The organism is Micromonospora sp. RL09-050-HVF-A, assembly GCF_019374995.1.
Lineage (GTDB): Bacteria > Actinomycetota > Actinomycetes > Mycobacteriales > Micromonosporaceae > Micromonospora > Micromonospora antibiotica.
In genome coordinates this window covers 5,406,654-5,427,517 of the sequence record NZ_JAGKQP010000002.1, presented here as the reverse complement: position 1 = coordinate 5,427,517, position 20,864 = coordinate 5,406,654, and the positions used below count along the sequence as shown (strand labels likewise).

At 71.3% G+C, this 20,864-nt stretch carries 17 protein-coding genes and 1 pseudogene; 3 read left to right on the top strand and 15 right to left on the bottom strand.

All coding sequences use genetic code 11. From position 1 onward, the window contains the following. Positions 1-20: 20 nt before the first annotated feature. The 13 genes and pseudogenes from J7462_RS24150 to J7462_RS24095 all read right to left on the bottom strand — a co-directional run bounded on the left by J7462_RS24150 (position 21) and on the right by J7462_RS24095 (position 15,365). The gene (locus J7462_RS24150; protein WP_208568640.1) at positions 21-701 is read right to left on the bottom strand and encodes a DUF4272 domain-containing protein; all 681 of its coding nucleotides are present in this window, start codon (positions 699-701) and stop codon (positions 21-23) included. Between the two features lie 135 nt (positions 702-836). Then, positions 837-2,117 (bottom strand): thymidine phosphorylase, encoded by a 1,281-nt coding sequence (locus tag J7462_RS24145; RefSeq protein ID WP_219466964.1) that lies wholly within the window; start codon positions 2,115-2,117, stop codon positions 837-839. 52 nt (positions 2,118-2,169) lie between these two features. Beyond that, positions 2,170-2,880, bottom strand: coding sequence for a cytidine deaminase (locus J7462_RS24140; RefSeq protein ID WP_219466959.1), 711 nt, complete (start codon positions 2,878-2,880; stop codon positions 2,170-2,172). 160 nt (positions 2,881-3,040) lie between these two features. After that, positions 3,041-4,321, bottom strand: a complete 1,281-nt coding sequence (locus tag J7462_RS24135) for an ABC transporter permease (protein ID WP_219466956.1) — start codon at positions 4,319-4,321, stop codon at positions 3,041-3,043. A 3-nt stretch (positions 4,322-4,324) separates the two neighbouring features. After that, entirely contained in the window at positions 4,325-5,650 is a 1,326-nt protein-coding gene (locus tag J7462_RS24130) for an ABC transporter permease (protein WP_219466954.1), read from the bottom strand. A 411-nt stretch (positions 5,651-6,061) separates the two neighbouring features. Then, positions 6,062-7,270 (bottom strand): annotated as a pseudogene (locus J7462_RS24125) (ABC transporter ATP-binding protein); the annotation flags it as partial. 263 nt (positions 7,271-7,533) lie between these two features. Further along, positions 7,534-8,604 carry a BMP family protein gene (locus J7462_RS24120; RefSeq protein ID WP_219470653.1) on the bottom strand — a complete coding sequence of 357 codons (1,071 nt, stop codon included), beginning with the start codon at positions 8,602-8,604 and terminating at the stop codon, positions 7,534-7,536. Positions 8,605-8,876: 272 nt separating this feature from the next. After that, entirely contained in the window at positions 8,877-9,218 is a 342-nt protein-coding gene (locus J7462_RS24115; protein WP_091252785.1) for a hypothetical protein, read from the bottom strand. A 359-nt stretch (positions 9,219-9,577) separates the two neighbouring features. Continuing rightward, positions 9,578-10,216 (bottom strand): alpha-amylase family glycosyl hydrolase, encoded by a 639-nt coding sequence (locus J7462_RS33745; RefSeq protein WP_374197546.1) that lies wholly within the window; start codon positions 10,214-10,216, stop codon positions 9,578-9,580. Continuing rightward, positions 10,129-11,499: an alpha-amylase family glycosyl hydrolase gene (locus tag J7462_RS24110; protein WP_374197545.1), complete on the bottom strand. Its 1,371-nt coding sequence runs from the start codon at positions 11,497-11,499 to the stop codon at positions 10,129-10,131. The genes J7462_RS33745 and J7462_RS24110 overlap by 88 nt, the downstream gene beginning before the upstream one ends. Positions 11,500-11,515: 16 nt before the next feature. Further along, on the bottom strand, positions 11,516-12,325 hold the full coding sequence (locus J7462_RS24105; protein ID WP_219470651.1) for a sugar ABC transporter permease: 810 nt from the start codon (positions 12,323-12,325) through the stop codon (positions 11,516-11,518). Positions 12,326-12,474: 149 nt separating this feature from the next. Then, the gene (locus J7462_RS24100) at positions 12,475-14,112 is read right to left on the bottom strand and encodes an ABC transporter permease subunit (RefSeq protein ID WP_219466942.1); all 1,638 of its coding nucleotides are present in this window, start codon (positions 14,110-14,112) and stop codon (positions 12,475-12,477) included. Continuing rightward, positions 14,112-15,365, bottom strand: coding sequence for a maltose ABC transporter substrate-binding protein (locus tag J7462_RS24095; protein ID WP_219466940.1), 1,254 nt, complete (start codon positions 15,363-15,365; stop codon positions 14,112-14,114). The genes J7462_RS24100 and J7462_RS24095 overlap by 1 nt, the downstream gene beginning before the upstream one ends. Before the next feature lie 204 nt (positions 15,366-15,569). On the opposite strand from J7462_RS24095, the gene J7462_RS24090 reads away from it, so the two are divergent. Continuing rightward, positions 15,570-16,634, top strand: coding sequence for a LacI family DNA-binding transcriptional regulator (locus J7462_RS24090; RefSeq protein ID WP_208568647.1), 1,065 nt, complete (start codon positions 15,570-15,572; stop codon positions 16,632-16,634). Positions 16,635-17,013: 379 nt separating this feature from the next. Beyond that, complete coding sequence (locus tag J7462_RS24085) at positions 17,014-18,648, top strand: glycoside hydrolase family 13 protein (protein ID WP_219466938.1); 1,635 nt, start codon at positions 17,014-17,016, stop codon at positions 18,646-18,648. A 164-nt stretch (positions 18,649-18,812) separates the two neighbouring features. Here J7462_RS24085 and J7462_RS24080 read toward each other — a convergent pair whose 3' ends face one another. Both J7462_RS24080 and J7462_RS24075 read right to left on the bottom strand, forming a co-directional pair. Continuing rightward, the gene (locus J7462_RS24080; protein ID WP_219466927.1) at positions 18,813-19,268 is read right to left on the bottom strand and encodes a hypothetical protein; all 456 of its coding nucleotides are present in this window, start codon (positions 19,266-19,268) and stop codon (positions 18,813-18,815) included. Between the two features lie 115 nt (positions 19,269-19,383). After that, positions 19,384-20,031 (bottom strand): hypothetical protein, encoded by a 648-nt coding sequence (locus tag J7462_RS24075; RefSeq protein ID WP_219466924.1) that lies wholly within the window; start codon positions 20,029-20,031, stop codon positions 19,384-19,386. Positions 20,032-20,091: 60 nt separating this feature from the next. On the opposite strand from J7462_RS24075, the gene J7462_RS24070 reads away from it, so the two are divergent. Further along, positions 20,092-20,670 (top strand): hypothetical protein, encoded by a 579-nt coding sequence (locus J7462_RS24070; RefSeq protein WP_219466921.1) that lies wholly within the window; start codon positions 20,092-20,094, stop codon positions 20,668-20,670. The last annotated feature ends 194 nt before the right edge of the window (positions 20,671-20,864 follow it).

Genomic DNA, 20,864 nt, shown 5'->3' with positions numbered 1-20,864 from the left:
GGGCCTGGCGGGCCACCGGCTCAGGTGGACAGGTCGACCTCTTCCCAGCCCGGCGGCTCGTCGTGGTACGGGCCGCGCAGCATCACCGCCCACTCCAACGCCCACCGGCGCTGGCCGATCGCGTTCGCGTCCACCAGGCCGGGCAGCCGGTGCCCCGACTTCTCCACCTCCAGGTACGCCCAGTCCAGGCAGTAGTGCAGGTCGAGCAGGGCGGCGGCGTCCGCCGGGTGCTGCGGGGCGGCCAGGATGCGGGCCCGCCACTGGCCGAAGGTCTCCCCCCCGGCCAGGTACGGCATCCGCTCCACCAGCCGTTCGTCCACCGGGATGGTCGGGTCGAGCTGCTTGCTCAGGCCCAGCACCCAGGACAGCGAGAAGAGCGCGTCGTGGTGCAGGACGAACGAGCGGTGGTCGCCCTTGCCGCCCACCACGAACTGCCACTCGGGCGGGGTGACCATGTCGACCAGGTGGGAGTCGAGCAACCAGCTCATCGCCGTCTGCGCCGGCATCCCGAAGCAGCGGGCCAGGATCAGGTGCAGCACCGCGATGCGGGCCTCGATCTCCACGGTGGGACGCAGTTCGATCTCGTCGCCCGGCTCCCAGACCAGGGGAAACTGGGTCGGTGGCAGGGGCAGGCGCAGCCGGGACAACTCGTCGAGGCTCGCCTCGCGGACCTCGCGGGGATCGGGCGCGGCTACCAGCACGATCGGATTCCCTGTCTGCTCACGCGGCGTCACCGCCGTTCGGTCCCCCTGACCAGGGAGGATAGCGTTCCGTTGCGACCGGCACCATGCCGGCCGACCCCTGTCGGTCGACCGGCCGCCAGGTGTGACGACCTGTCAGCCGATCCGCTCGATGACCAGCGGCGACGTCGTCGGCGCGACGGTCGACACCCGCACCGCGCGGGCGGCCTCCGCAGCCGCCGCCGGCAGTCGGGTCGCATCGTCGGCGCGCAGCTCGTACAGCGGTTCGCCGACCCGCACCGGGTCGCCGGGCCGCTTGTGCAGCACCACCCCGGCGGCGGCACTGACCGGGTCCTCCTTGCGGGCCCGGCCGGCGCCGAGCCGCCACGCGGCCACCCCGATGGCGTACGCGTCGACCGACTCGACGTAGCCGTCGGTGTCGGCCCGGACCACCTCGGTCTCGTGGGCCGTCGGCAGCGGGGCGTCGGGGTCCCCACCCTGGGCGCGGATCATCGCCCGCCAGGCGTCCATCGCCCGCCCGTCGCGCAGCGCGGCGGCCGGGTCGGCGTCGGGCAGACCGGCCGCGTCGAGCATCTCCCGGGCCAACGCCAGGGTCAGCTCCACCACGTCGGCCGGGCCACCACCGGCGAGCACCTGCACCGACTCGGTCACCTCGATCGCGTTGCCGACGGTCAGACCGAGCGGGGTGGACATGTCGGTGAGCAGGGCGACCGTGCGCACCCCGTGGGCGTCCCCGAGCGCCACCATGGTCCGGGCCAGCTCGCGGGCGTCGGCCACGTTCTTCATGAACGCGCCGGAGCCGACCTTGACGTCGAGGACCAGCGCCCCGGTGCCCTCGGCGATCTTCTTGCTCATGATCGAGCTGGCGATCAGCGGGATCGCCTCCACGGTGCCGGTGACGTCGCGCAACGCGTACAGCTTGCGGTCGGCCGGGGCGAGTGCGGCGCCGGCCGCGCAGATCACCGCGCCGACGTCGCGGAGCTGGGCGATGAACTCGTCGTTGCTCAGCGCCGCCCGCCAGCCGGGGATCGACTCCAGCTTGTCCAGCGTGCCGCCGGTGTGCCCGAGCCCCCGGCCGGAGAGCTGCGGCACCGCACCGCCGCAGGCCGCGACGAGTGGGGTGAGCGGCAGGGTGATCTTGTCGCCGACGCCGCCGGTGGAGTGCTTGTCGACCGTCGGCCGGGCCACCGCCGACAGGTCCAGCCGCTCCCCGCTGGCGATCATCGCGGCGGTCCACCTGGCGATCTCCGCCGCCGTCATGCCGCGCAGCAGGATCGCCATGGCCAGCGCCGACATCTGCTCGTCGGCCACCAGCCCCCGGGTGTACGCGTCGACCACCCAGTCGATCTGACCGTCGCTGAGCACACCCCCGTCCCGCTTAGCCCGGATGACGTCGACCGCGGTAAAAGCACTCACCGTTGAGTTCCTTCTGAAGTCGTTGCAGTAACCGGCGTGAGGGCCGGACGGGTCAGGAGGCGGCCCAACGGGCCGGGATCTCCAGCGGCGGCTCACCCTCGCCGGCCCAGAAGATGGTGCCCTCCGCGTCCACCACCACGACCCTCGGCGTCCGGGCCAGTCCCCAGGTGATCGCCTCCGCCGGGTCGCCCCAGCTCGGCGCCTCCTCCAGCACCCCGGGCCCCGCCTCGTCGGTGTCCCCCGCCGACCGCTCCCAGTACGCCGTCCAGATCTGCTGCCCGGCGGAGAGGTCCGGGTGCACGAAGACGGTGCCCCGGCCCCGCCAGGCGGCCAACCGGTCCGGCACCACCGGCACCGGGGTCCCGCCGACGACCGCCTCGATGTCGGCCACGTCGAAGGCGTGCGGCAGCAGCTCCGCCATCCGCAGCGGGCCCGTCCTCGACTCGACCAGGCACTCCGGGCCGCCGTTCTCCCAGAGCAGTTGCCGGCACCGGCCGCACGGCATCAGCGGCTCACCGTTCGCATCGACGCAGGACATCGCGACCAGCCGCCCGCCGCCGGTCGCGTGCAGCGCCGACACCACCCCGCACTCGGCGCAGAGGGTCACCCCGTAGCCGGCGTTCTCCACGTTGCAGCCGACCACCACCCGGCCGTCGTCGACCAGGGCCGCCGCGCCGACCGGGAACTTCGAGTACGGCACGTAGGCGTGCCGCATCACCTCGGTGGCGGCGGCCCGCAGACGCTCCCAGTCGATCTCGCTCATCCCCTCATTCTGCCCAGGTCACCCCGCCCGGGTGCGGGAAGGGTGCCGGTCAGCCGCCCGTCGTCCACCGCCGCCCGGCGGGCCGTACCCGGACGGCGTCGTCGGGAACGGTGCGGGCCCGGCAGGGAGGTCCCCGCCGGGCCCGCACCGGGCCGGTCTCTCAGCCCTTGACGTACGGCTTGCCGTCGGCGGCGGGCGCCCGGACCCGACCGACCAGCCCGGCCACCGCCAGGATGGTCGCCAGGTAGGGCAGCATGGCCAGGAACTGGCTGGGGATGCTGCTGCCGATCGCGCCGAGGTAGGTGGCGAGCTGGTCGGCGAAGCCGAAGAACAGCGCGGCGAGCAGCGCCCCCGTCGGGCTCCACCGGCCGAAGATCAACGCGGCCAGGGCGATGAAGCCCTTACCGCCGATCATGTTCTTGGTGAAGCTGTAGAGCGCCAGGGTGTACGACGCGCCACCGATGCCGGCGACCACCCCGGCCAGCAGCACGTTGCGGTAGCGCAGGCCCAGCACCTTGACCCCGAGGGTGTCGGCGGCGGTCGGGTGCTCGCCCACCGACCTGGTCCGCAGACCCCACCGGGTCCGGAACAGCGCGAGGTGGATGACGAGCACCAGCAGCAGGCCGAGATAGAGGAAGATGTTGCCCCGGAACAGCGCCGGGCCGAGCAGCGGGATGTCCTTCAGCAGCGGGATCTCCCAGTTGCCGAAGCGCGGCGCACTGTTGTACTTGTCGGCGTTGGTCTGCATCAGCCGCTCGTAGAGGAAGCCGGTGACGCCGACCGCCAGCAGGTTGAGCACCACCCCCATGACGACCTGGTCGACCAGGTAGCGGATGGCGAAGACGGCCAGCAGCAGCGAGATGAACGCACCGCCGATCGCCGCCGCCACCAGACCCACCCAGACGCTGCCGCTGAGGCTGCCGAACAGCGCGCCGCTGAACGCGCCCATCAGCAACTGCCCCTCGATGGCGACGTTGACCACGCCCGACCGCTCGCAGAGCACCCCGGCGAGCGCACCGAAGACCAGCGGCAGGGCCAGGACGAAGGTGCCCCGCACGATGTTGACCATCGGCATGAAGTTGCGGCCCTCGGGGGCGGCGGAGACCTGCCAGCACAGGAAGCTCAGCACGAAGCCGACCAGCCCCACCCCGAGGACCACTGTGAACCAGCGCTTCGGGACCCCGGCCAGCAGCGCGCCGCCGGCTGCGGCGGCGACGACCCCGAACAGGATCGCGCCGAGGGTGCCCTGGATCTCCAGCGCCGCGCCGCCCTCGGTCTCGCTGAGGGTGAACCGGGCCTGCTGGCCGGTGGCTAGCGCCCCGAACAGCACGGCGGCGAGCACGCCCAACGCCAGCAGGACCAGGCCGACCTTACGGGGGCGGGTCCAGAAACCCTCGTCGACCGCGGCCACGGCGACGTCGGGAACAGCGGTGGTGGACATGCCTCACCAGCCCTTCGCGAGGCTCGTCTGCAACCGGGCGGCACGGGCGGCCCGGAGCTGGAAGATCGCCTTCACCAGGGCCGGCGCGGCGATGAAGATGACGATCAGCGCCTGGAGCACGGTGACCAGCTCCAGCGAGATCCCGGAGTACGACTGCATCCGGTTGCCACCGGCCTGGAGCGCGCCGAACAGCAGCGCCGCCAGCAGCACCCCCCACGGCTTCACCCGGCCGAGCAGCGCCACCAGGATGCCGTCGAAGCCGATCTGCGCGATCACCAGCGGGGTGAGCGCGTTCGCGGTGGAGCCCAGCACCATCTGGCTGCCGCCGAGGCCGGCGAGCATCCCGGCGATCACCATCACCAGCACGTACGTCTTGGTGACGCTGATGCCGGCGGTCCGCGCCGCATCCGGGTTGGCCCCGACGGCCCGCAGCTCGAAGCCGAGCGTCGACCGGTTGAGCAGCCAGGCGATGGCCCAGGTGGCCAGCACCGCGAGCAGAATCCCGGCGTGCACCCGCAGGTTGTCGCCGAGCAGCCGGGGCAGCGCGGCGGAGGAGTCGACCGGGCGGCTGATCGCGTCCGCCCGGTCCGGGTTCTGCACACCGTTCTGCACGATGATCCAGGACAGGAAGTAGACCGCGACGTAGTTGAGCATGATCGTGTTGATCACCTCGTGCGCACCGGTCCGGGCCTTGAGGATGCCGGGGACGAAACCCCAGACCGCGCCGCCGACCGCACCGGCGATCAACGCGACGACCAGGTGCACCACCGGCGGCAGCGGCAACGCGAACCCGGCCACGGCGGCCAGGATCACGCCCATCGTCGCCTGGCCCTGCGCGCCGATGTTGAACAGCCCGCCCCGGAAGGCGAGCGCGACCGACAGGCCGGTGAACACCAGTGGCGCGGTGTAGGTGAGGGTCTCCGAGATCGGGCTCATCGCGGCGGTGAAGCCGGACGCCTCCGGGTCGAAGACCGCCCCCTTGAACAGGTTGGCGTACGCCTCGCTGACCACCGTCCAGCTGGCGTCGAGCGCGTCGGCCGGGCGGGCCGTGATGTAGCCGTAGGTGGCCAGCACCTCCGGGTCCGACACGATGATCAGGACCGCGCCGACCAGCATCGCCAGCACCAGAGCGAGGACGGTGACGGTCACCGTGTTGGCGGCCCAGAGGTTGTCCAGGAAGAGCCGGCCCAGCGTGGGCCGGGGCCCCGGCGCGGGCTGCTTCGGTGCGGTCATCGTGGCGCCCCGGTCGGCCTTGCCGGTCGCGGTCAGCTCCGCCTCGGTCGCCGGTTCCTTGTCCGGGGAGCCGGACACCGGGTTGGGGTCGCTCATGCCGTCACCTCGCTGCACGCGGTGCCGGCGGGAGGCACCGGGGCGCGGTGTCGATGATTCACTCGCTGCCGCTCGCTCATGCCTCGTCCTCGTTGCCAGGGCTCTCGGGGGTCGGTGCCGCGTCGCCGGTCGTACCGTCGGCCACCCCGGTCGGGTCGCCCGCCGGGCCGACCCGGCGGCGTCGGGGGTGATGCCGGCCATCAGCAGGCCGATCTCCTCGCGCGGGGTGTCCGGGCCGACGATGCCGATGATCCGGCCCCGGTACATCACCGCGATCCGGTCGGCGAGGCCGATCACCTCGTCCAACTCGCTGGAGACGACCATGACGGCGGTGCCGACGTCGCGCTCGCGGATGACCCGGCTGTGGATGAACTCGATCGAGCCGACGTCCACGCCCCGGGTGGGCTGGGCGGCGATGAAGAGCTTCAGCGGCCGGGACAGCTCCCGGGCCACGATCACCTTCTGCTGGTTGCCGCCGGAGAGGGTGCCCACCGCCGCGTCCGCCGACGGGGTACGCACGTCGAACTGTTCGATCCGCTCCCGCGCCGACGAGGCGATCGCGTCCGGCCGCAGCGCCAGCCCCTTGCCGAACGGCGGCCGGTCGTAGATGTCGAGGACCAGGTTCTCCGCGACGCTGAACTCCTTGACCAGGCCGTCGACACTGCGGTCCTCGGGGACGTAGCCGACCCCGGCGCGGAGCACCTTCTTGGTGGACCAGCCGTGGATCGGCTCGCCGTCGAGGGTCACCGTGCCGGCGAGCGTCGGGCGCAGCCCCATGATCGCCTCGATCAGCTCGGTCTGCCCGTTGCCCTGCACGCCGGCCACGCCGAGCACCTCACCGGCGCGTACGGTCAGGTCGATGCCGTCCACCGCGCGGATCTGCCGGTCGTCGTCGACGACCAGGCCGGCGACCTCCAGGATCGGCCGGCCCGGGGTGGCGGGCTGCTTGTCGACGGTGAGCCGGACGTTGCGGCCGACCATCAGCGCGGCCAACTCGTCCCGGCTCGCCTCGGGGGAGGCGGTGCCGACGGTCCGGCCCCGCCGGATCACGGTGATCCGGTCGGCGATGGCCTTGACCTCGCCGAGCTTGTGGGTGATGAAGACGATCGACTTGCCGGCCGCCTTGAGCGACCGCATGACCGTGAGCAGCTCCTCGGTCTCCTGCGGGGTGAGCACGGCGGTCGGCTCGTCCAGGATCAGCAGGTCGACGTCGCGGGTGAGCGCCTTGACGATCTCGACCCGCTGCTGGATGCCGACCGGCAGGTCCTCGATCACCGCGTCCGGGTCGACCCGCAGGTTGTACCGGGCGGAGACCTCCGCCACCTCGCGGCGGGCCCGCCGCCGGTCGAGGAAGCCGACGACGCCGCCCCGGACCTGCTCCGCGCCGAGCATGATGTTCTCGGTCACGGTGAAGACCGGCACCAGCATGAAGTGCTGGTGCACCATGCCGATCCCGGCCCGGATCGCGTCCGAGGGGCCCTTGAGCCGCAGCGGCTGGCCGTCGACCAGGATCTCGCCCTCGTCGGGCTGGTAGAGCCCGTAGAGCACGTTCATCAGGGTCGACTTGCCGGCGCCGTTCTCGCCGAGCAGGGCGTGGATCTCTCCAGGCTCCACCGTCAGGTCGATGTGATCGTTGGCGACCAGATCACCGAACCGCTTGGTGATGCCGCGCAGTTCGAGTCTCAGCGCAACCTCCTGGAGTGCGAGCGATGGTGCAGCCTAGCTGCCGGTCGACCGGCCACCGGGGTGCCGGCCGGCCGGTGCGCGGACCGGCCGCCCCGACGCCCGTGGATTCCCCACGTACGCCGGGACGGCCGGTCGTCATGCCTGGTGCCCGCCGGCCGCCGCTGCCGATGATCCCATCGCGGCGGCCGACGCGGCGGTCACTTGGTCGGCTGGGCCTTCGAGGTGACCGTGATGGTGCCGGCGGCGATGTCCGCCTTCAGCTTCTCGACCTCGGCCTTGAGGTCCGCCGGGACCTTGCTGTCGAAGTCGTGGTACGGGGCGATCGAGACACCGTTGTTGGCGAGGTTGCCGACGAAGCCCGGGGTGGCGGCGAGCTTCTCGCCACCGGCGGCCTTGAGCACGGCGTCCTTGACGGCGTCCGGGATGTTCTTGACCACGGTGGTCAGCAGCGCCGCGCAGTCGGGGGTGCTCTCGCAGCCGTCGACGTCGACCCAGACGACCGAGTACTTGCCACCCGAGGCCTTCGCCGCGGAGGTGGTGCCGAGGCCCGCGCCGCCGGCGACCGGCATGACGATGTCCGCGCCCTGGGCGACCAGCGCGTCGGAGACCTTCTTGCCCTCGTCCTGCTTGGCGAAGTCGTTGGTGAAGGAACCCTTCTGGGTCGCCTTGTCCCAGCCGAGCACCTGGACGTTCTTGCTCTTGGTCTTGTTGTAGTGCGCCACGCCGTCGGCGAAACCGTCCATGAAGATGGTCACCGGCGGGATCGGCAGGCCACCGTAGGTGCCGACCTTGCCGCTCTTGGTCATCCCGGCGGCCAGGTAACCGGCCTGGAAGGCGGCCTGGGCGGTGTCGAACTGCATCGGGTAGACGTTGGCCGTGGCCGGGTTCGCGTCCACGATGCCGAACTGCTGGTTCGGGTTCGCGGCGGCGATCTTCTTGGTGGCGTCCTGCATCAGGCCACCGACGGCCAGGATGAAGTCGCACTTCTGGTTGACGTACCCGGTCAGGTTGACCTCGTAGTCCGCCTCGGCCTTGGACGCGACGTACTTGATGTCGATCTTGTCGTTGGCCTTCTTGGCCTCCTCCAGGCCCTTCCAGGCGGAGGTGTTGAACGACTTGTCGTCGATGCCGCCGACGTCGGTCACCATGCAGGCGCTGTACTTCTTGTCGCCGCTGCCACCGGCGTTGTTGTCGTCGTCCGGCGCCTCACCACACGCGGCGGCACCCAGCACGAGCCCACCCGCCGCGATGGCAGAGGCGATCCGCATCCCACGCACAGAGCGCAAGACGTCTCCTTCCATTGCTCACCGCCTCGTGCGGTGGCAGCCCTTGAACCGGCGAGCGTTGTGCCGCCGGCATCCCACGTTACGGACGGGAGCGTAGCCCGCCGTCCACCCACCGGCCGCCAATCGTGCACGACTGTTGAACGCTCGTTATCCCGGCGTAACCCGGGCGTGGGGCACATCACTCAGCGTGCCAGTGCCGACCGGCCCGGTGTCGCGAACGCCCGTTTCCCGGCGGCCCCGCCGACCGTCGCCGGCTACCGCCAGAACACCGCCACGGCGGCCGTGACCAGGGTCAACCCGACGATCGCCAGGAAGTGACCACGGGCCACCTGCTCCCGCTTCCGGGAGAAGAAGACCATGACGAAGATGAGCAGGGCCAGCACCAACTTGGTAACAAGCTTCGCGGGGGCCGGCTCGTCGCCGTCACGTAGCGGCGCGGACAGGCCCACGCCGGTCAGCAACTGGATCACCGAGCCCCAGAGCATGGCCGCGTTGATCCGCAGCCGGCCGCTGACGTACTGGGCGACCGCACCGCCGAGGAGCAGCGCGAAGCCGATCAGATGGACGTAGAGAAGGATCAGTCGGAGAGCTTCCACGCGAGCCATCCTCCCCCATCAACGACACTTTGTAGTAGGTGCCCCGCCGGCTGAGCTCAATCCGTGATCTCCCCCGGCCACGGCAGGCCGCCCGCCCACGCTCCGCAGCTCAAGATCGTGCTCGAACCATGGTGTAGTGGCCTGCTCGCACGGAAGCCACTACAACCAGGTTCGAGCACGATCTTCCAGGAGACCCCCACGGAAAGGGCAAGACGGGCGCGGGTGGGGCGGGAGCGGGGGTGGGCGGGGGTGGGCGGGGTGGTGTGGAGGTGCGGGGCGCGGGGTGGTGCGGGGCGCGGGCGGTGCGGGGGTGGGCGTGCGGGGTGGGGGTGCGGGGTGCGGGGCGGGTGGGGTGGGGGTCAGAGGTGCCAGAGTTGGAAGGTGGGGCCGTCGCCGGGAAGGGTGGTGCTGCCGTCGGCGGACGGGTGCAGGGCCGGGGCGCCCCCGTAGACGTTCTCACCGGCCGGACGGGATGCGGCGCTGCCCCCGTACGGCAGGCCGGTCAGCCGCACCGGTGGGCCGGCGGCCCGGCGGGCCAGTACCAGCACCGTGCCGGCCGTCGCCTCGCGTAGGAAGACCAGTGTGTCGGCGTCCGCATGCACCCAGCGCAGTCCGCCGTGCCGCAGCGCCGGGGTGTCCCGCCGCAGCGCCAGCAACGCCCGGTACGCGGCGAACGTCCCGGCGTCCCAGCTCTGCGGCCGGTGCCACGGCATCGGGGTACGCGAGCCCTCGCCGTTGCCGCCGGTCAGGCCCAGCTCGTCACCGGCGAAGACCACCGGGGTACCGGGCATGGTGGCGAGCAGCCCGGCGGCCACCTCCTGCCGGGCCGCGTCGCCAACCACCGTGCGGATCCGGGCCGAGTCGTGCGAGCCGAGCAACTGCCACGAATGGGTGTACGACCGCCAGGAGATCAGCGACCGGAAGCTGTCCATGGTGGCGAGCACGGCACGGGCGTCCCGCCGCCGCACCCCGCCCGGCGTCCCGAGGAAGTTCGGCACCGGCTCACCGCCCTGCCCCGACAAGCCCCCGGCCCCGGCCCCCGCCCGCCCGCAGAACCCGCAGGACCCGGTGCGCCGGCCGGCCGGTGGGCAGGGCCCTCGCGGCGCAGCCAGGACCAGACCGGGTCGGTGAAGCCGACGTAGTTCATCGTGCCGTGCCAGCCGTCGCGGTCCAGGTCACCGGTGTGGTCGTGACCGTGCTCGGCGAGCAGCAGCCCGTCGGGGCGGGTCTGCACGACCACCTCCCGCAGCAACCGCGCCACCTCGTGGGTGTACGCGTCCGCGCCCCGCCGCCCGGTCATGTTGGCCACGTCGACCCGCCACCCGTCCAGCCCGTACGGCGGACGCAGCCAGCGGCGTAGCGGCGAGTCCGGATCGGTGGCGAAGCGGCGGCGCAGTTCGGCGCTGCCCCAGTTGAGCTTGGGCAGCGATCGCACCCCGTTCCACGACTCGTAGCCGGTGGCCGGGTCGAAGTAGTACAGCTCCCGTTCGGGGGCGTCGCCGTCGGCCAGGGCGCGGGTGAACCACTCGTGCGCGTCGCCGGTGTGGTTGCTGGTGATGTCGCCGAGCAGCCGCCAGCCCCGGGCCCGGACGGCGTCGGCCAGCCGGACCAGCGCCGCCTCCCCGCCGAGCAGTGGATCGACGGTGTCGAAGCCGGCGGCGTCGTAGCGGTGGTTGGAGCGGGCCGGGAAGACCGGCGTCAGGTAGACGGTGTTGACGCCGAGCCGGTCCAGGTGGTCGAGCCGTTCGGTGATGCCGTCGAGGTCGCCGCCGTAGAACTGGCGTGGGGTCTGCGGGCCGTACCCGATGACCGGGGTGTCCCAGTCGCAGGGGATCGCCCAGTCCGGCGGGGTGCGGTCGGCGGCGGCGGCGGAGCGGGCGAACCGGTCGGGGAAGATCTGGTAGATCACCGCGTCCCGGGCCCAGGCCGGCGGCGGGGCGTGGCTGACCAGCTTGAAGTCGCCGTGGTCGGGCACGTCGTGGTCGACCTGACCGGCGGCGTTGAGCCAGCGGTAGCCGGTCGTCCCGGTCAGCATGAACCGGTAGTTGCTGACCGGGTTGCGGACCTCGACGTCGGCCCGCCACCACACGTCGTGGCCGTCGCGGCGGTCGACGGTGGCCTCGACGAAACGCGGTTCACCGTCGGCGGTGGTGCGGACGTGCACCTGCCGGACGTCGGTGCCGTCGGGTACCCGGACGAAGACCGGCACGGTCTGCCCGAGGGCGGGTTCCTGCTCGGGCACGTACAGCGCCGAGCCGTCGTGGTGCGGCGACAGGGACATGGCGTGGCCTTTCGGTTCAGCCCTTGACGGCCCCGGCGGTGAGGCCGGAGACGATGTAGCGCTGGAGGAGCTGGAAGACCAGCACGGTGGGGATCGCGGTGAGCAGGGTGCCCGCCGCGAAGATCCCGAAGTTGTTGTTCCGCTCCCCCGCCACCAGGCCGAACATGCCGACCGCGAGGGTCTTGGAGCCGGTGTCGGTGAGGAACACGTTGGCGATCATGAATTCGTTGATCGTGCCGATGAACGACAGCAGCGCGGTCACCGCCAGGATCGGCGCCACCAGCGGCAGCATGATCCGGAAGAAGACCTGCGCGTGGCTGGCGCCGTCCATCGTGGCCGACTCGTCCAGCTCGCGGGGCAGGGTGTCGAAGAACCCCTTCATCAGCCAGGTGTTCATGCCCAGCGCGCCGCCCATGTAGAGCAGGAACAGTCCCCACGGGGTGTTGAAGCCGATCGACGGCCACAGGTCGGTGACCCGGGTGAAGATCAGGAAGATCGCCACGATCGCCAGGAACTGCGGGAACATCTGGATCAGCAGCAGGGTCAGCAGCCCGACCCGCCGCCCGGCGAAGCGCATCCGGGAGAACGCGTACGCCGCCAGCGCGGACAGGAAGATCGACGCGAAGCTCGCCCCGCCCGCGATGAGCAGCGAGTTGAGGAACCAGCGGCCGAACTCCGTCCGCTCGAACAGGTCGCCGAAGTTCGACAGCGACGCCCCGGTGGGCAGCAGCTCGGTCGACGAGAGGGTGCCGAGCGGGTTGAGTGCGGCGGAGAGCACGAACAGGATCGGGAAGAGGCTGAACGCCACCGCCAGCACGCCGACCACGTGCCGCCAGCCGACCTGGGTGAACCACCGGCCCGGACGTCGGCCACCGCGTACCGCGGCAGCCGGCCGACCGGCACGCGGGCCGGCGGCATCCGACCGGACGACGGGTGCGGCGGGGGCCGCCGGCCCGGCGGCGTGGGGACGGGTCGTCACGAGTAGACCTCCTCCTGCTGGCGGGTGCGCCGGAAGCTGACCGCCGAGACCGTGGCCACGATCGCGAAGATGAAGATCGACACCGCGGCGGCCAGGCCGAACTCGGCGCCCTGCGCGCCGAAGGCCAGCCGGTAGGTGTACGTGATCAGCAGGTCGGTGGCCCCGTTGGTCGGGTTGTCCGGCGCGAACGGGCCGCCCTCGGTGGTCAACCAGATCGCGTTGATGTTGTTGAAGTTGTAGGCGAACGACGCGATCAGCAGCGGCGAGAGCGCGACCAGCAGCAGCGGCAGGGTGACCGCCCGGAACGACTGCCAGGGCGACGCGCCGTCGACCGAGGTGGCCTCGGTCAGCTCCTTGGGGATCGCCTGGAGCGCGCCCGTGGTCACCAGGAACATGTACGGGTACCCGAGCCAGAGCTGCACCAGCAACACCGCCAGCCGGGCCGACCAGGCCTCGCCGAACCAGTCGACACCGAGCCCGAACAGGTTGTTGACCAGGCCGAAGTCGGTGTTGAACATGTCCCGCCAGACCAGCAGCATCGCGAACGACGGCATCGCGTACGGCAGGATCAGGAACACCCGGTAAACGTTGGTGCCCCGCATCCGGGGCGAGTGCAGGGCCAGGGCGATCGCCATGCCGAGTCCGAAGGTGAACCCGGTGGAGCCGACCGCGAAGGCGAAGTTCCACAGCAGGGTGCCGAAGAACGGGCCGGAGATGTCCGGGTCGGTGAGCACCCGGGCGAAGTTCTTGAACCCCACCCCGACCTGCCAGCCCTGGGCGAGCCGCTCGCCGTCGGCGGCGACGAAGGCACCGGTGTCCGGGTCGGCCGTCCAGGTCCTGCCGGTCTCGCCGTCGGTGACGCAGTCGCAGCCCCGGTCGTACGCCCGGACGGCCTTGCCCTCGTAGGCGCGGGACAGGCCGTTGGAGCGCACCGCGCCCCCGGAGGTCGGCACCACCAGCGCGGTGATCTCCTCGCTGCGTACGCTGGCCTGGCCGACGTTGAGCACGGTGTAGCCCTTGGCGGCGGTGACCCTGCCGCTGCCGGCGACGGTCAAGTCGGCGGCGTCGAGTGGGCGCAGCCCGGCGGCGTCCCCGGCGGAGACCCGGCCGGTCCCCGGGTCGGTGAGCAGGAAGACCAGCGGGCCGGTGGTCGGATCGCCGGTGGTGGCGATGGCGAGGGCGTACTCGGCGGAGCCGGGGACCTGCTTGACCGAGGAGGTCTCGATGGCGACGATCGCGTCGTCCTTGGAGCCCCGGTGGCCGTCGCCGAAGTTCGTGAACGCGGTGCTCGCGGTGTAGAGCACCGGGAAGACCTGGAAGGCGATCAGGAAGATCGTTCCTGGCACCAGGTACTTGGCCGGGATGTGCCGGCGGGTCAGGTAGAGGTAGCCCAGGCCGACGGTGGTGACCGCCAGGACGGCGAGACCGACCCAGAGCCGGGCGGCGACGAGCGGGAAGGCCGCCCAGATCGCGATCCCGGCCACCAGGCCGAGCAGGACCACCTTGACGGCGAGGCCGGTCGCGGTGATCGGCGCGTGCTGGCGCGCGGTACGGGAGGTTTCCGGGGGCCCGGAACGCGCAGGCCCCCGGCCCGGGGCCTGCGGGGCAGGTCCCGGACCGGACAGCGTGCTCATTACTTGATCTGACCCGAGATCGTCTTGCCGGCGGCGGTGACGGTCTTCGCCGGGTCGGCACCGCCGATGACTGCCGCTTCGGCCTTGCCGAACGGGTCCCAGATCGCGGCCATGGCCGGGATCGCCGGCAGCACCTGGCCGCCCTTGCCCGCCTCGGAGAACTTGGCCAGGTCCGGGTCGGCACCCTTGACCTGGTCGAACGCGGCGGTCAACGCCGGCGGGCGCGGCTCGGCCTGGTAGAGCGCCACGGCCAACTCGGGCGTGGTCACGTAGTTGGTGACGAACTCCTGGGCCAGCGCCTTGTTCTTGCCCTTGGCGGCGACGTAGAACGCCTGGACGCCGACGAACGGCTGGGCCTGCTTGCCACCGGCGAAGCCGGGGACCGGGGAGATGTCGTAGGAGATGCCTGCCTTCTTGGCGTCGGCGATCGCCCACGGGCCGGAGACCAGGAAGGCGCACTTCTTACCGGTGAAGGTGGCGATCGAGTTCTCGCCGGTGATGGAGCGCTTGAGCGCGCCGTCGCCCTTCTCACCGAGCTTCGCGATCTTCTGGAAGGCCGCGATCGACTCCGGCTTGCCCACGCCGAGGTCCTTGGGGTCGTAGTCGCCGTTGGCGGCGGTGCCGAAGAGGTACCCGCCGGCCGAGGTGTACAGCGGGTAGATGTGGTAGGCGTCGCCGTTCTGTCCGGACTGGAGGCAGAGGATCTCGCTGGCCTTCTTGTCGGCCTTGAGCTTCTTGCCGGTGGCGACGAGGTCCTCGATCGTCTTGGGCGCCTCGGGGGCCAGCGCGGTGTTGCGGATCAGCGCGACGTTCTCGGTGGCGTAGGGGACGCCGTAGAGCTGACCGTTGAACGTCACCGCCTTGATCGCGGTCTCGTTGAAGCCGGACTTCTGCTCGGCGGCGAGCTGCACCGGGTCGATGGCCCCGTTCTGCACCAGGTTGCCGATCCAGTCGTGCGCGCCGACCACCACGTCCGGGCCGCTGCCCTGCTGGGAGGCGGTGACGAAGTTGGTCTGGAGGTCCTTGGAGACGGCCTGCACCTCGACGGTGACGCCGTTGTCCTGGCCGAACTTCTCGGCGAACGGCTTGAGGGCCGCGGTGCGCTTGTCGTCCGCCCAGATGACGAGCTTGCCGCCCGCCGCCTGGGAGGTGGCCTTGGTGGCCGGTTCGTCGTTGCTGTTGTCGCCGCCGCAGCCCGACGCGGCGAGCGCCAGGCCGAGAACGGTGACCACACCCGCGGTACGGATGCGCATCGGTACTCCTGTCGTCATGGCGAAGCCGACCACCGGGGGGAAGGGCGGCCTCGTCGTGGGAACACTGAAAGTTCTTGCTGACCGGCGCCGGGCAGGCCGCGCCGCTGCTGTCGCGTGTTGCCGGGACGTTAGCAAGAGGTTGCATATTATGGAAGGGCTTGCAGAGACGTACGCAAGAACTTGCCCTTGGGTTAAAGTTCCGCCATGCGCGCTCGACTGTCCGACATCGCCCAACAGGCCGAAGTCAGCGAGGCCACGGTGTCGCGGGTGCTCAACGACCGCCCCGGCGTGGCCCCCGAGACCCGGCAGGCCGTCCTGACCGCCCTCGACGTGCTCGGCTACGAGCGCCCGGCCCGGCTGCGCAAGCGCAGCGCCGGGCTGGTCGGGCTGGTGGTGCCGGAGCTGGAGAATCCGATCTTCCCGGCGTTCGCCCAGGTCATCGAGTCGACGCTGGCGCAGAGCGGGTTCACCCCGGTGCTGTGCACCCAGACCCCGGGCGGGGTCACCGAGGACGAGTACGTGGAGATGCTGCTCGACCGGCAGGTCTCCGGCATCGTCTTCGTCTCCGGCCTGCACGCCGACACGGCCGCCAACCACGACCGGTACCGCGCGCTGATCGCCCGGCCGCTGCCGGTCGTCATGATCAACGGGTACGCCCCCGGCATCGCCGCACCCTTCGTCTCCTGCGACGACCGGGAGGCCACCGAGCTGGCCGTGGCGCACCTGGTCGCGCTCGGGCACCGGCGGATCGGCCTGATCACCGGGCCGGACCGGTTCGTGCCGGTGCAGCGCCGGGTGGCCGGCTTCCGGGCCGCGATGACCCGGCTCGGCTCCACCGGCAGCGAGCTGGACGCGCTCGCCGAGCTGTCGCTGTTCGGCGTCGAGGGCGGCGAGGCCGCCGCCGGGCGACTGATCGAACGCGGGGTCACCGGGATCGTCTGCGGCTCCGACCTGATGGCGTTGGGTGCGGTCCGGGCCGGCCGGCAGCGCGGCCTGTCCGTCCCCGGCGAGCTGTCGGTGGTCGGCTACGACGACTCACCGCTGATGGCCTTCACCGACCCGCCGCTGACCACCATGCGGCAGCCGGTGGCCGCGATGGCGGTGGCGGCGGTCCGGGCCCTGGTCGACGAGATCAACGGGCACGCCGCCCCGCACTCGGAATACCTGTTCCGCCCGGAGCTGGTGGTACGCGGATCGACTGCGGTGGCCGGCCAGGCCGGCCCGGGCCGACCCCGCCCGGCACCCACCGCCCTCGCCGTCCCCGCCTGAGCCACGCCCCAGCTCCACTGCCGCCCCGCCTCCGCCTGAGCTGCGGAGCCCGCATCTGCGCCCAGGCCGTGAGCCACCCGGCCTGCCAGCCTGCCCGGCCCACCTGATCCGCCATTCCACCTGATCCGCCAGCCCACCCGGTCCGGCGGCGAACCGACGCCGGACCGGGCGGATGCGGCGCTCCGTCGCCGGGCCCACCTCCCGGCTGCTGGGACGGGGGCGGGCCGACCCCACCCTGGCCGCGGGTGACGGGCGTCGTTTCTTGCGCAAGCCCTGCTTGACTCTTGCAGCATTCGGCCGGCATTCTCTCCACACCCGCGTCCGTCACCCACCACCGCGCGGGTGCCGCCGTCCCGCCACAGAACGGGGAGCTCCGCCGATGACCACCGCCACCGACCCCACGCCGCAGACCTCCGACGACTGGTGGCGTGCCGCGGTCGTCTACCAGGTGTACGTCCGCAGCTTCGCCGACTCCGACGGCGACGGCGTCGGCGACCTCGGTGGCATCCGGCAACGGCTGCCCTACCTGCGTGACCTCGGCGTGGACGCGCTCTGGCTCACCCCGTTCTACACCTCGCCGCAGATCGACGCCGGCTACGACGTGGCCGACTACCGCGACGTCGACCCGCTCTTCGGCAGTCTCGCCGACTTCGACGCCATGATCGCCGACGCGCACGCGCTGGGCCTGCGGATCATCGTGGACCTGGTGCCCAACCACACCTCCAGCGCGCACCCGTGGTTCACCGCCGCCCTCGCCGCCGGCCCCGGCTCCCCGGAGCGGGAGCGTTATCTGTTCGCCGACGGTCAGGGCGCGCACGGTGAGCTGCCGCCGAACGACTGGGAGAGCATCTTCGGCGGCCCCGCCTGGACCCGGCTGCCCGACGGCCAGTGGTACCTGCACCTGTTCGACCCCGCCCAGCCCGACCTGAACTGGCGGCACCCGCAGGTGCGCGCCGAGTTCGAGGACGTGTTGCGGTTCTGGCTCGACCGGGGCGTCGACGGGTTCCGCATCGACGTCGCCCACGGGATGATCAAGGCGGAAGGGCTGCCGGACGTCGGCTTCAACTCGATGACCACCGGCCGGCGTCAGTCGGAACTGCTCGGCAAGGGCCGGCTGCCCTACTTCGACCAGGACGAGGTGCACGACATCTACCGGGCCTGGCGGCCGATCCTGGACAGCTACCCCGGTGGCCGGATGGCGGTGGCCGAGGCGTGGGCGGAGACCCCGCAGCGACTGGCCCGCTACATCGGCCCGGACGAGCTGCACCAGGCGTTCAGCTTCGACTTCCTCGACGCCACCTGGTCGGCAGACTCGTTCCGCAAGGTGATCGACACCGCGCTGGCCGAGTCGACGATCGTCGGTGCGCCGACCACCTGGGTACTGTCCAACCACGACCGGCAGCGGCACGTCACCCGGTACGGCGACGGCGAGATCGGCCTGCGCCGGGCCCGCGCCGCCGCCCTGCTGATGCTGGCCCTGCCCGGCTCCACCTACCTCTACCAGGGTGAGGAACTCGGCCTTCCCGAGGTGCTGGACCTGCCCGACGCGCTCCGCCAGGACCCGGCGTTCCTGCGTACCGGGGAGAGCCGCGACGGCTGCCGGGTGCCCATCCCGTGGAGTGGCGAGCTGGCCCCGTACGGCTTCGGTCCGCAGGGCAGCGCGCTGAGCTGGCTGCCGGCCCCGGCGACCTGGCGGGCCCTCTCGGTGGCCGCCCAGACCGGGACGCCCGGCTCGACGCTGGAGCTGTACCGGGCGGCGCTGCGGGTGCGGCACGAGCACCCGGCGTTGGCCGCCACCGCCGGCCCGGTGGTCTGGTTGGAGACCGGGCCCGGCGTGCTGGCGTTCCACCGGGCCGCCGACGACGCCCGGCTGACCTGCGTGGTCAACCTCAGCGGCGCCCCGGTCCGGATCGACGGGTACGGCCACCCCCTGGTGGCCAGCGCCGACCTCACCGAGCAGGACACCGGACACGTCCTGCCGGTGGACGCCGCCGCGTGGTTCGAACGGCGCTGAGCCGGGTAACCCGCCTTTGACCTGGTCGTCCGTTGTGCCCCGCGCCGACGGGCGACTGGGCTGCCGACCCCTTGTGGTGGGGGGGTGAAGGTGGCACCGGCGTCCCGGGAGGTCCGCTTCCCGGGGTGCCGGTGCACCACCGCGCACCGGCGTCGCCCGACCCGTCAGCGCCCGCGCAGCAGCCCCGCGATCCGCCCGAAGCCCGCCCGCACCTGCGCCTCGGTCGGTACGGGCGGCGGCTGCGGCCGGTCGGGCCCGGCGACCGCCTCGTCCTCCTGCTCGTCGAGGATGTCCTGCTCGTCGAGGACGTCGTCGAAGTCCCCGTAGAGGTCGGCCGCCTCGATCCGGGCCTCCTCGTCGGCGGCGGCGAGTTGCGACGCGGCGATCTCCTGACGGATCTCCCCGGGCGACAGCGCGGGCACCAGCGGTTCGACCACCGCCATGAACCGTTCGTCGGCCACCACCGCCTCGGCCAGGGCCAGCGCGTGCGGTCGCTCGTACGGCCCGCAGACCACGGGTTCCCACTCGGCCGGATCGGCGAGCGGGCCGAACGTGACGATCCAGGGCAGGGTGAGCAGCGGCGAGTCGTCCGGCAGGTCCAGCGTCACGAGTGCGCCCACCGGCTCATCATGTCGGCTCGGCCTCGAACGTGGGCAGTATTCGCCTCAACCCACGGTGACCCGACTCAGCAGCGGCGGAGGCGACCGGCCGGTCCTGACGTCGTGCCGCCTCGGATCAGCGCGCGTTCAGGCTGAGCATGAGATTCTCGTCGGCATTGTGGATCGCGAGCAGTTCGAACCGGGTGGACTGCCGAATATGATCACTCGGAGCGGAGAAATCCGCCTTCAGTAGCCAGTCGAGCGTCGCCGTGCGCTCCTTGGCAGTGAGGACCGGACCGAGGCAACCCTCGACCAGGTTCTTCAACAGAAGCCGCTGCACGGAACCACGGAGCTTCACCCTGCAGAAGATGTGCGCCACTTCGTTCCGGCGGTACTTGTCCGGCTGACCGACCGCAGCCGCCAGCTCGTCCCGCGTGCCCGGCAAGGTCACATTGACGATGCGCAGCGCACCGTCGACCGTGACCGGGCCGGACCAACGCTCGACCCAGGCGTCCGTGACCTTGGCCGGGGTGATGCCGGCGAACGCCGGAACGGGTCCGGTGCGGGTGGCGGTGGGGGTCGGTGGCGGCAGGGGTTCGCCTCTGTCTCCCTGCGTGCCGGGGGGCCGCTGGGGGGCCGCGCTCCTGTCGCGCCACACCACGGCGGTCAGGAGTAGGGCCAACACCACGACAGGCACCGTCAGCAGGAGCCACCTTCTTGACGTCTTCGACGTCGTCCCGCCATCCGCCGGCACCGATCCGGCTTCCCGTTCGAACTCGTTCACTATTGTGCCCCCCGTGCCACATTTAATCGGCAATGGTGCCACCACACATTGCCAGCCATCATGGAGAATAGCCGCGCAATGAACATTTGTCAATATTGCGCATTCAGATCAACCTCTGCAACTATCAAACTCGCGGCAATCGCCGCGGAAATCCACGGGGAGGATTACTTGACAAAGCTGCGAACAGCGACGCTGGCCGCACTGACCTGCGCGAGCCTTGTCGCAACCCTGCCACCGACAGCACCTGCGGCAGCCGCGAGCTGCAGCCGGACCGGTTGCAATGGCAAGATGGCGTCCGCCAATGGATGCATCACCGGCGCCTATGCCATCTCCAGCTTCAGTCGCGTGGACGGAAATGATCCGGACGGCACCGTGGCACACGGCGACCTCTACTATTCACCAGCCTGCGGCGCAATGTGGGGCGACTACACTGCCACCTATTTTGCCGACGGTTCCACCGTTCGCCTGGACTGGCAGCCCACGTACGGCGGACTGACGCAGACAGCGGCCTCACTGAGCGTGAACGGTAGCGGCAACTACGTCACCACGATGTTCAGCTGGGAGTACTCGCTGCAACTGTGCGCGTCGTCGCCATCGGGCAACCCGGAAGGCAATGAAACCTGCACCGCATGGCGATGACCACTTATCCGGCATGGCAACACCCTGCCACTGACAGACGCTTTTTTGAAACGGGGGGAAGTTGAAAAGAACCAGTAGGAAAACATGTGCGGCCATAGCCGTACTGGTCGCCCTCGCCGGCACCGCGAATGCGGTGCCAGCTGCGGCGCAGGGGCGGCCGGCCGGAGCCTCCACCACAGATCCGTCAGCGGTCC

Bases quoted from the DNA above. Each gene is read 5' to 3' on its own strand.
- J7462_RS24135 (WP_219466956.1), bottom strand. From the start codon at position 4,321: ATGTCCACCACCGCTGTTCCCGACGTCGCCGTGGCCGCGGTCGACGAG.
- J7462_RS24120 (WP_219470653.1), bottom strand. From the start codon at position 8,604: ATGCGGATCGCCTCTGCCATCGCGGCGGGTGGGCTCGTGCTGGGTGCC.
- J7462_RS24090 (WP_208568647.1), top strand. From the start codon at position 15,570: ATGCGCGCTCGACTGTCCGACATCGCCCAACAGGCCGAAGTCAGCGAG.
- J7462_RS24140 (WP_219466959.1), bottom strand. From the start codon at position 2,880: ATGAGCGAGATCGACTGGGAGCGTCTGCGGGCCGCCGCCACCGAGGTG.
- J7462_RS24130 (WP_219466954.1), bottom strand. From the start codon at position 5,650: ATGAGCGACCCCAACCCGGTGTCCGGCTCCCCGGACAAGGAACCGGCG.
- J7462_RS24085 (WP_219466938.1), top strand. From the start codon at position 17,014: ATGACCACCGCCACCGACCCCACGCCGCAGACCTCCGACGACTGGTGG.
- J7462_RS24110 (WP_374197545.1), bottom strand. From the start codon at position 11,499: ATGTCCCTGTCGCCGCACCACGACGGCTCGGCGCTGTACGTGCCCGAG.
- J7462_RS24095 (WP_219466940.1), bottom strand. From the start codon at position 15,365: ATGCGCATCCGTACCGCGGGTGTGGTCACCGTTCTCGGCCTGGCGCTC.
- J7462_RS24100 (WP_219466942.1), bottom strand. From the start codon at position 14,112: ATGAGCACGCTGTCCGGTCCGGGACCTGCCCCGCAGGCCCCGGGCCGG.
- J7462_RS24070 (WP_219466921.1), top strand. From the start codon at position 20,092: ATGGAGAATAGCCGCGCAATGAACATTTGTCAATATTGCGCATTCAGA.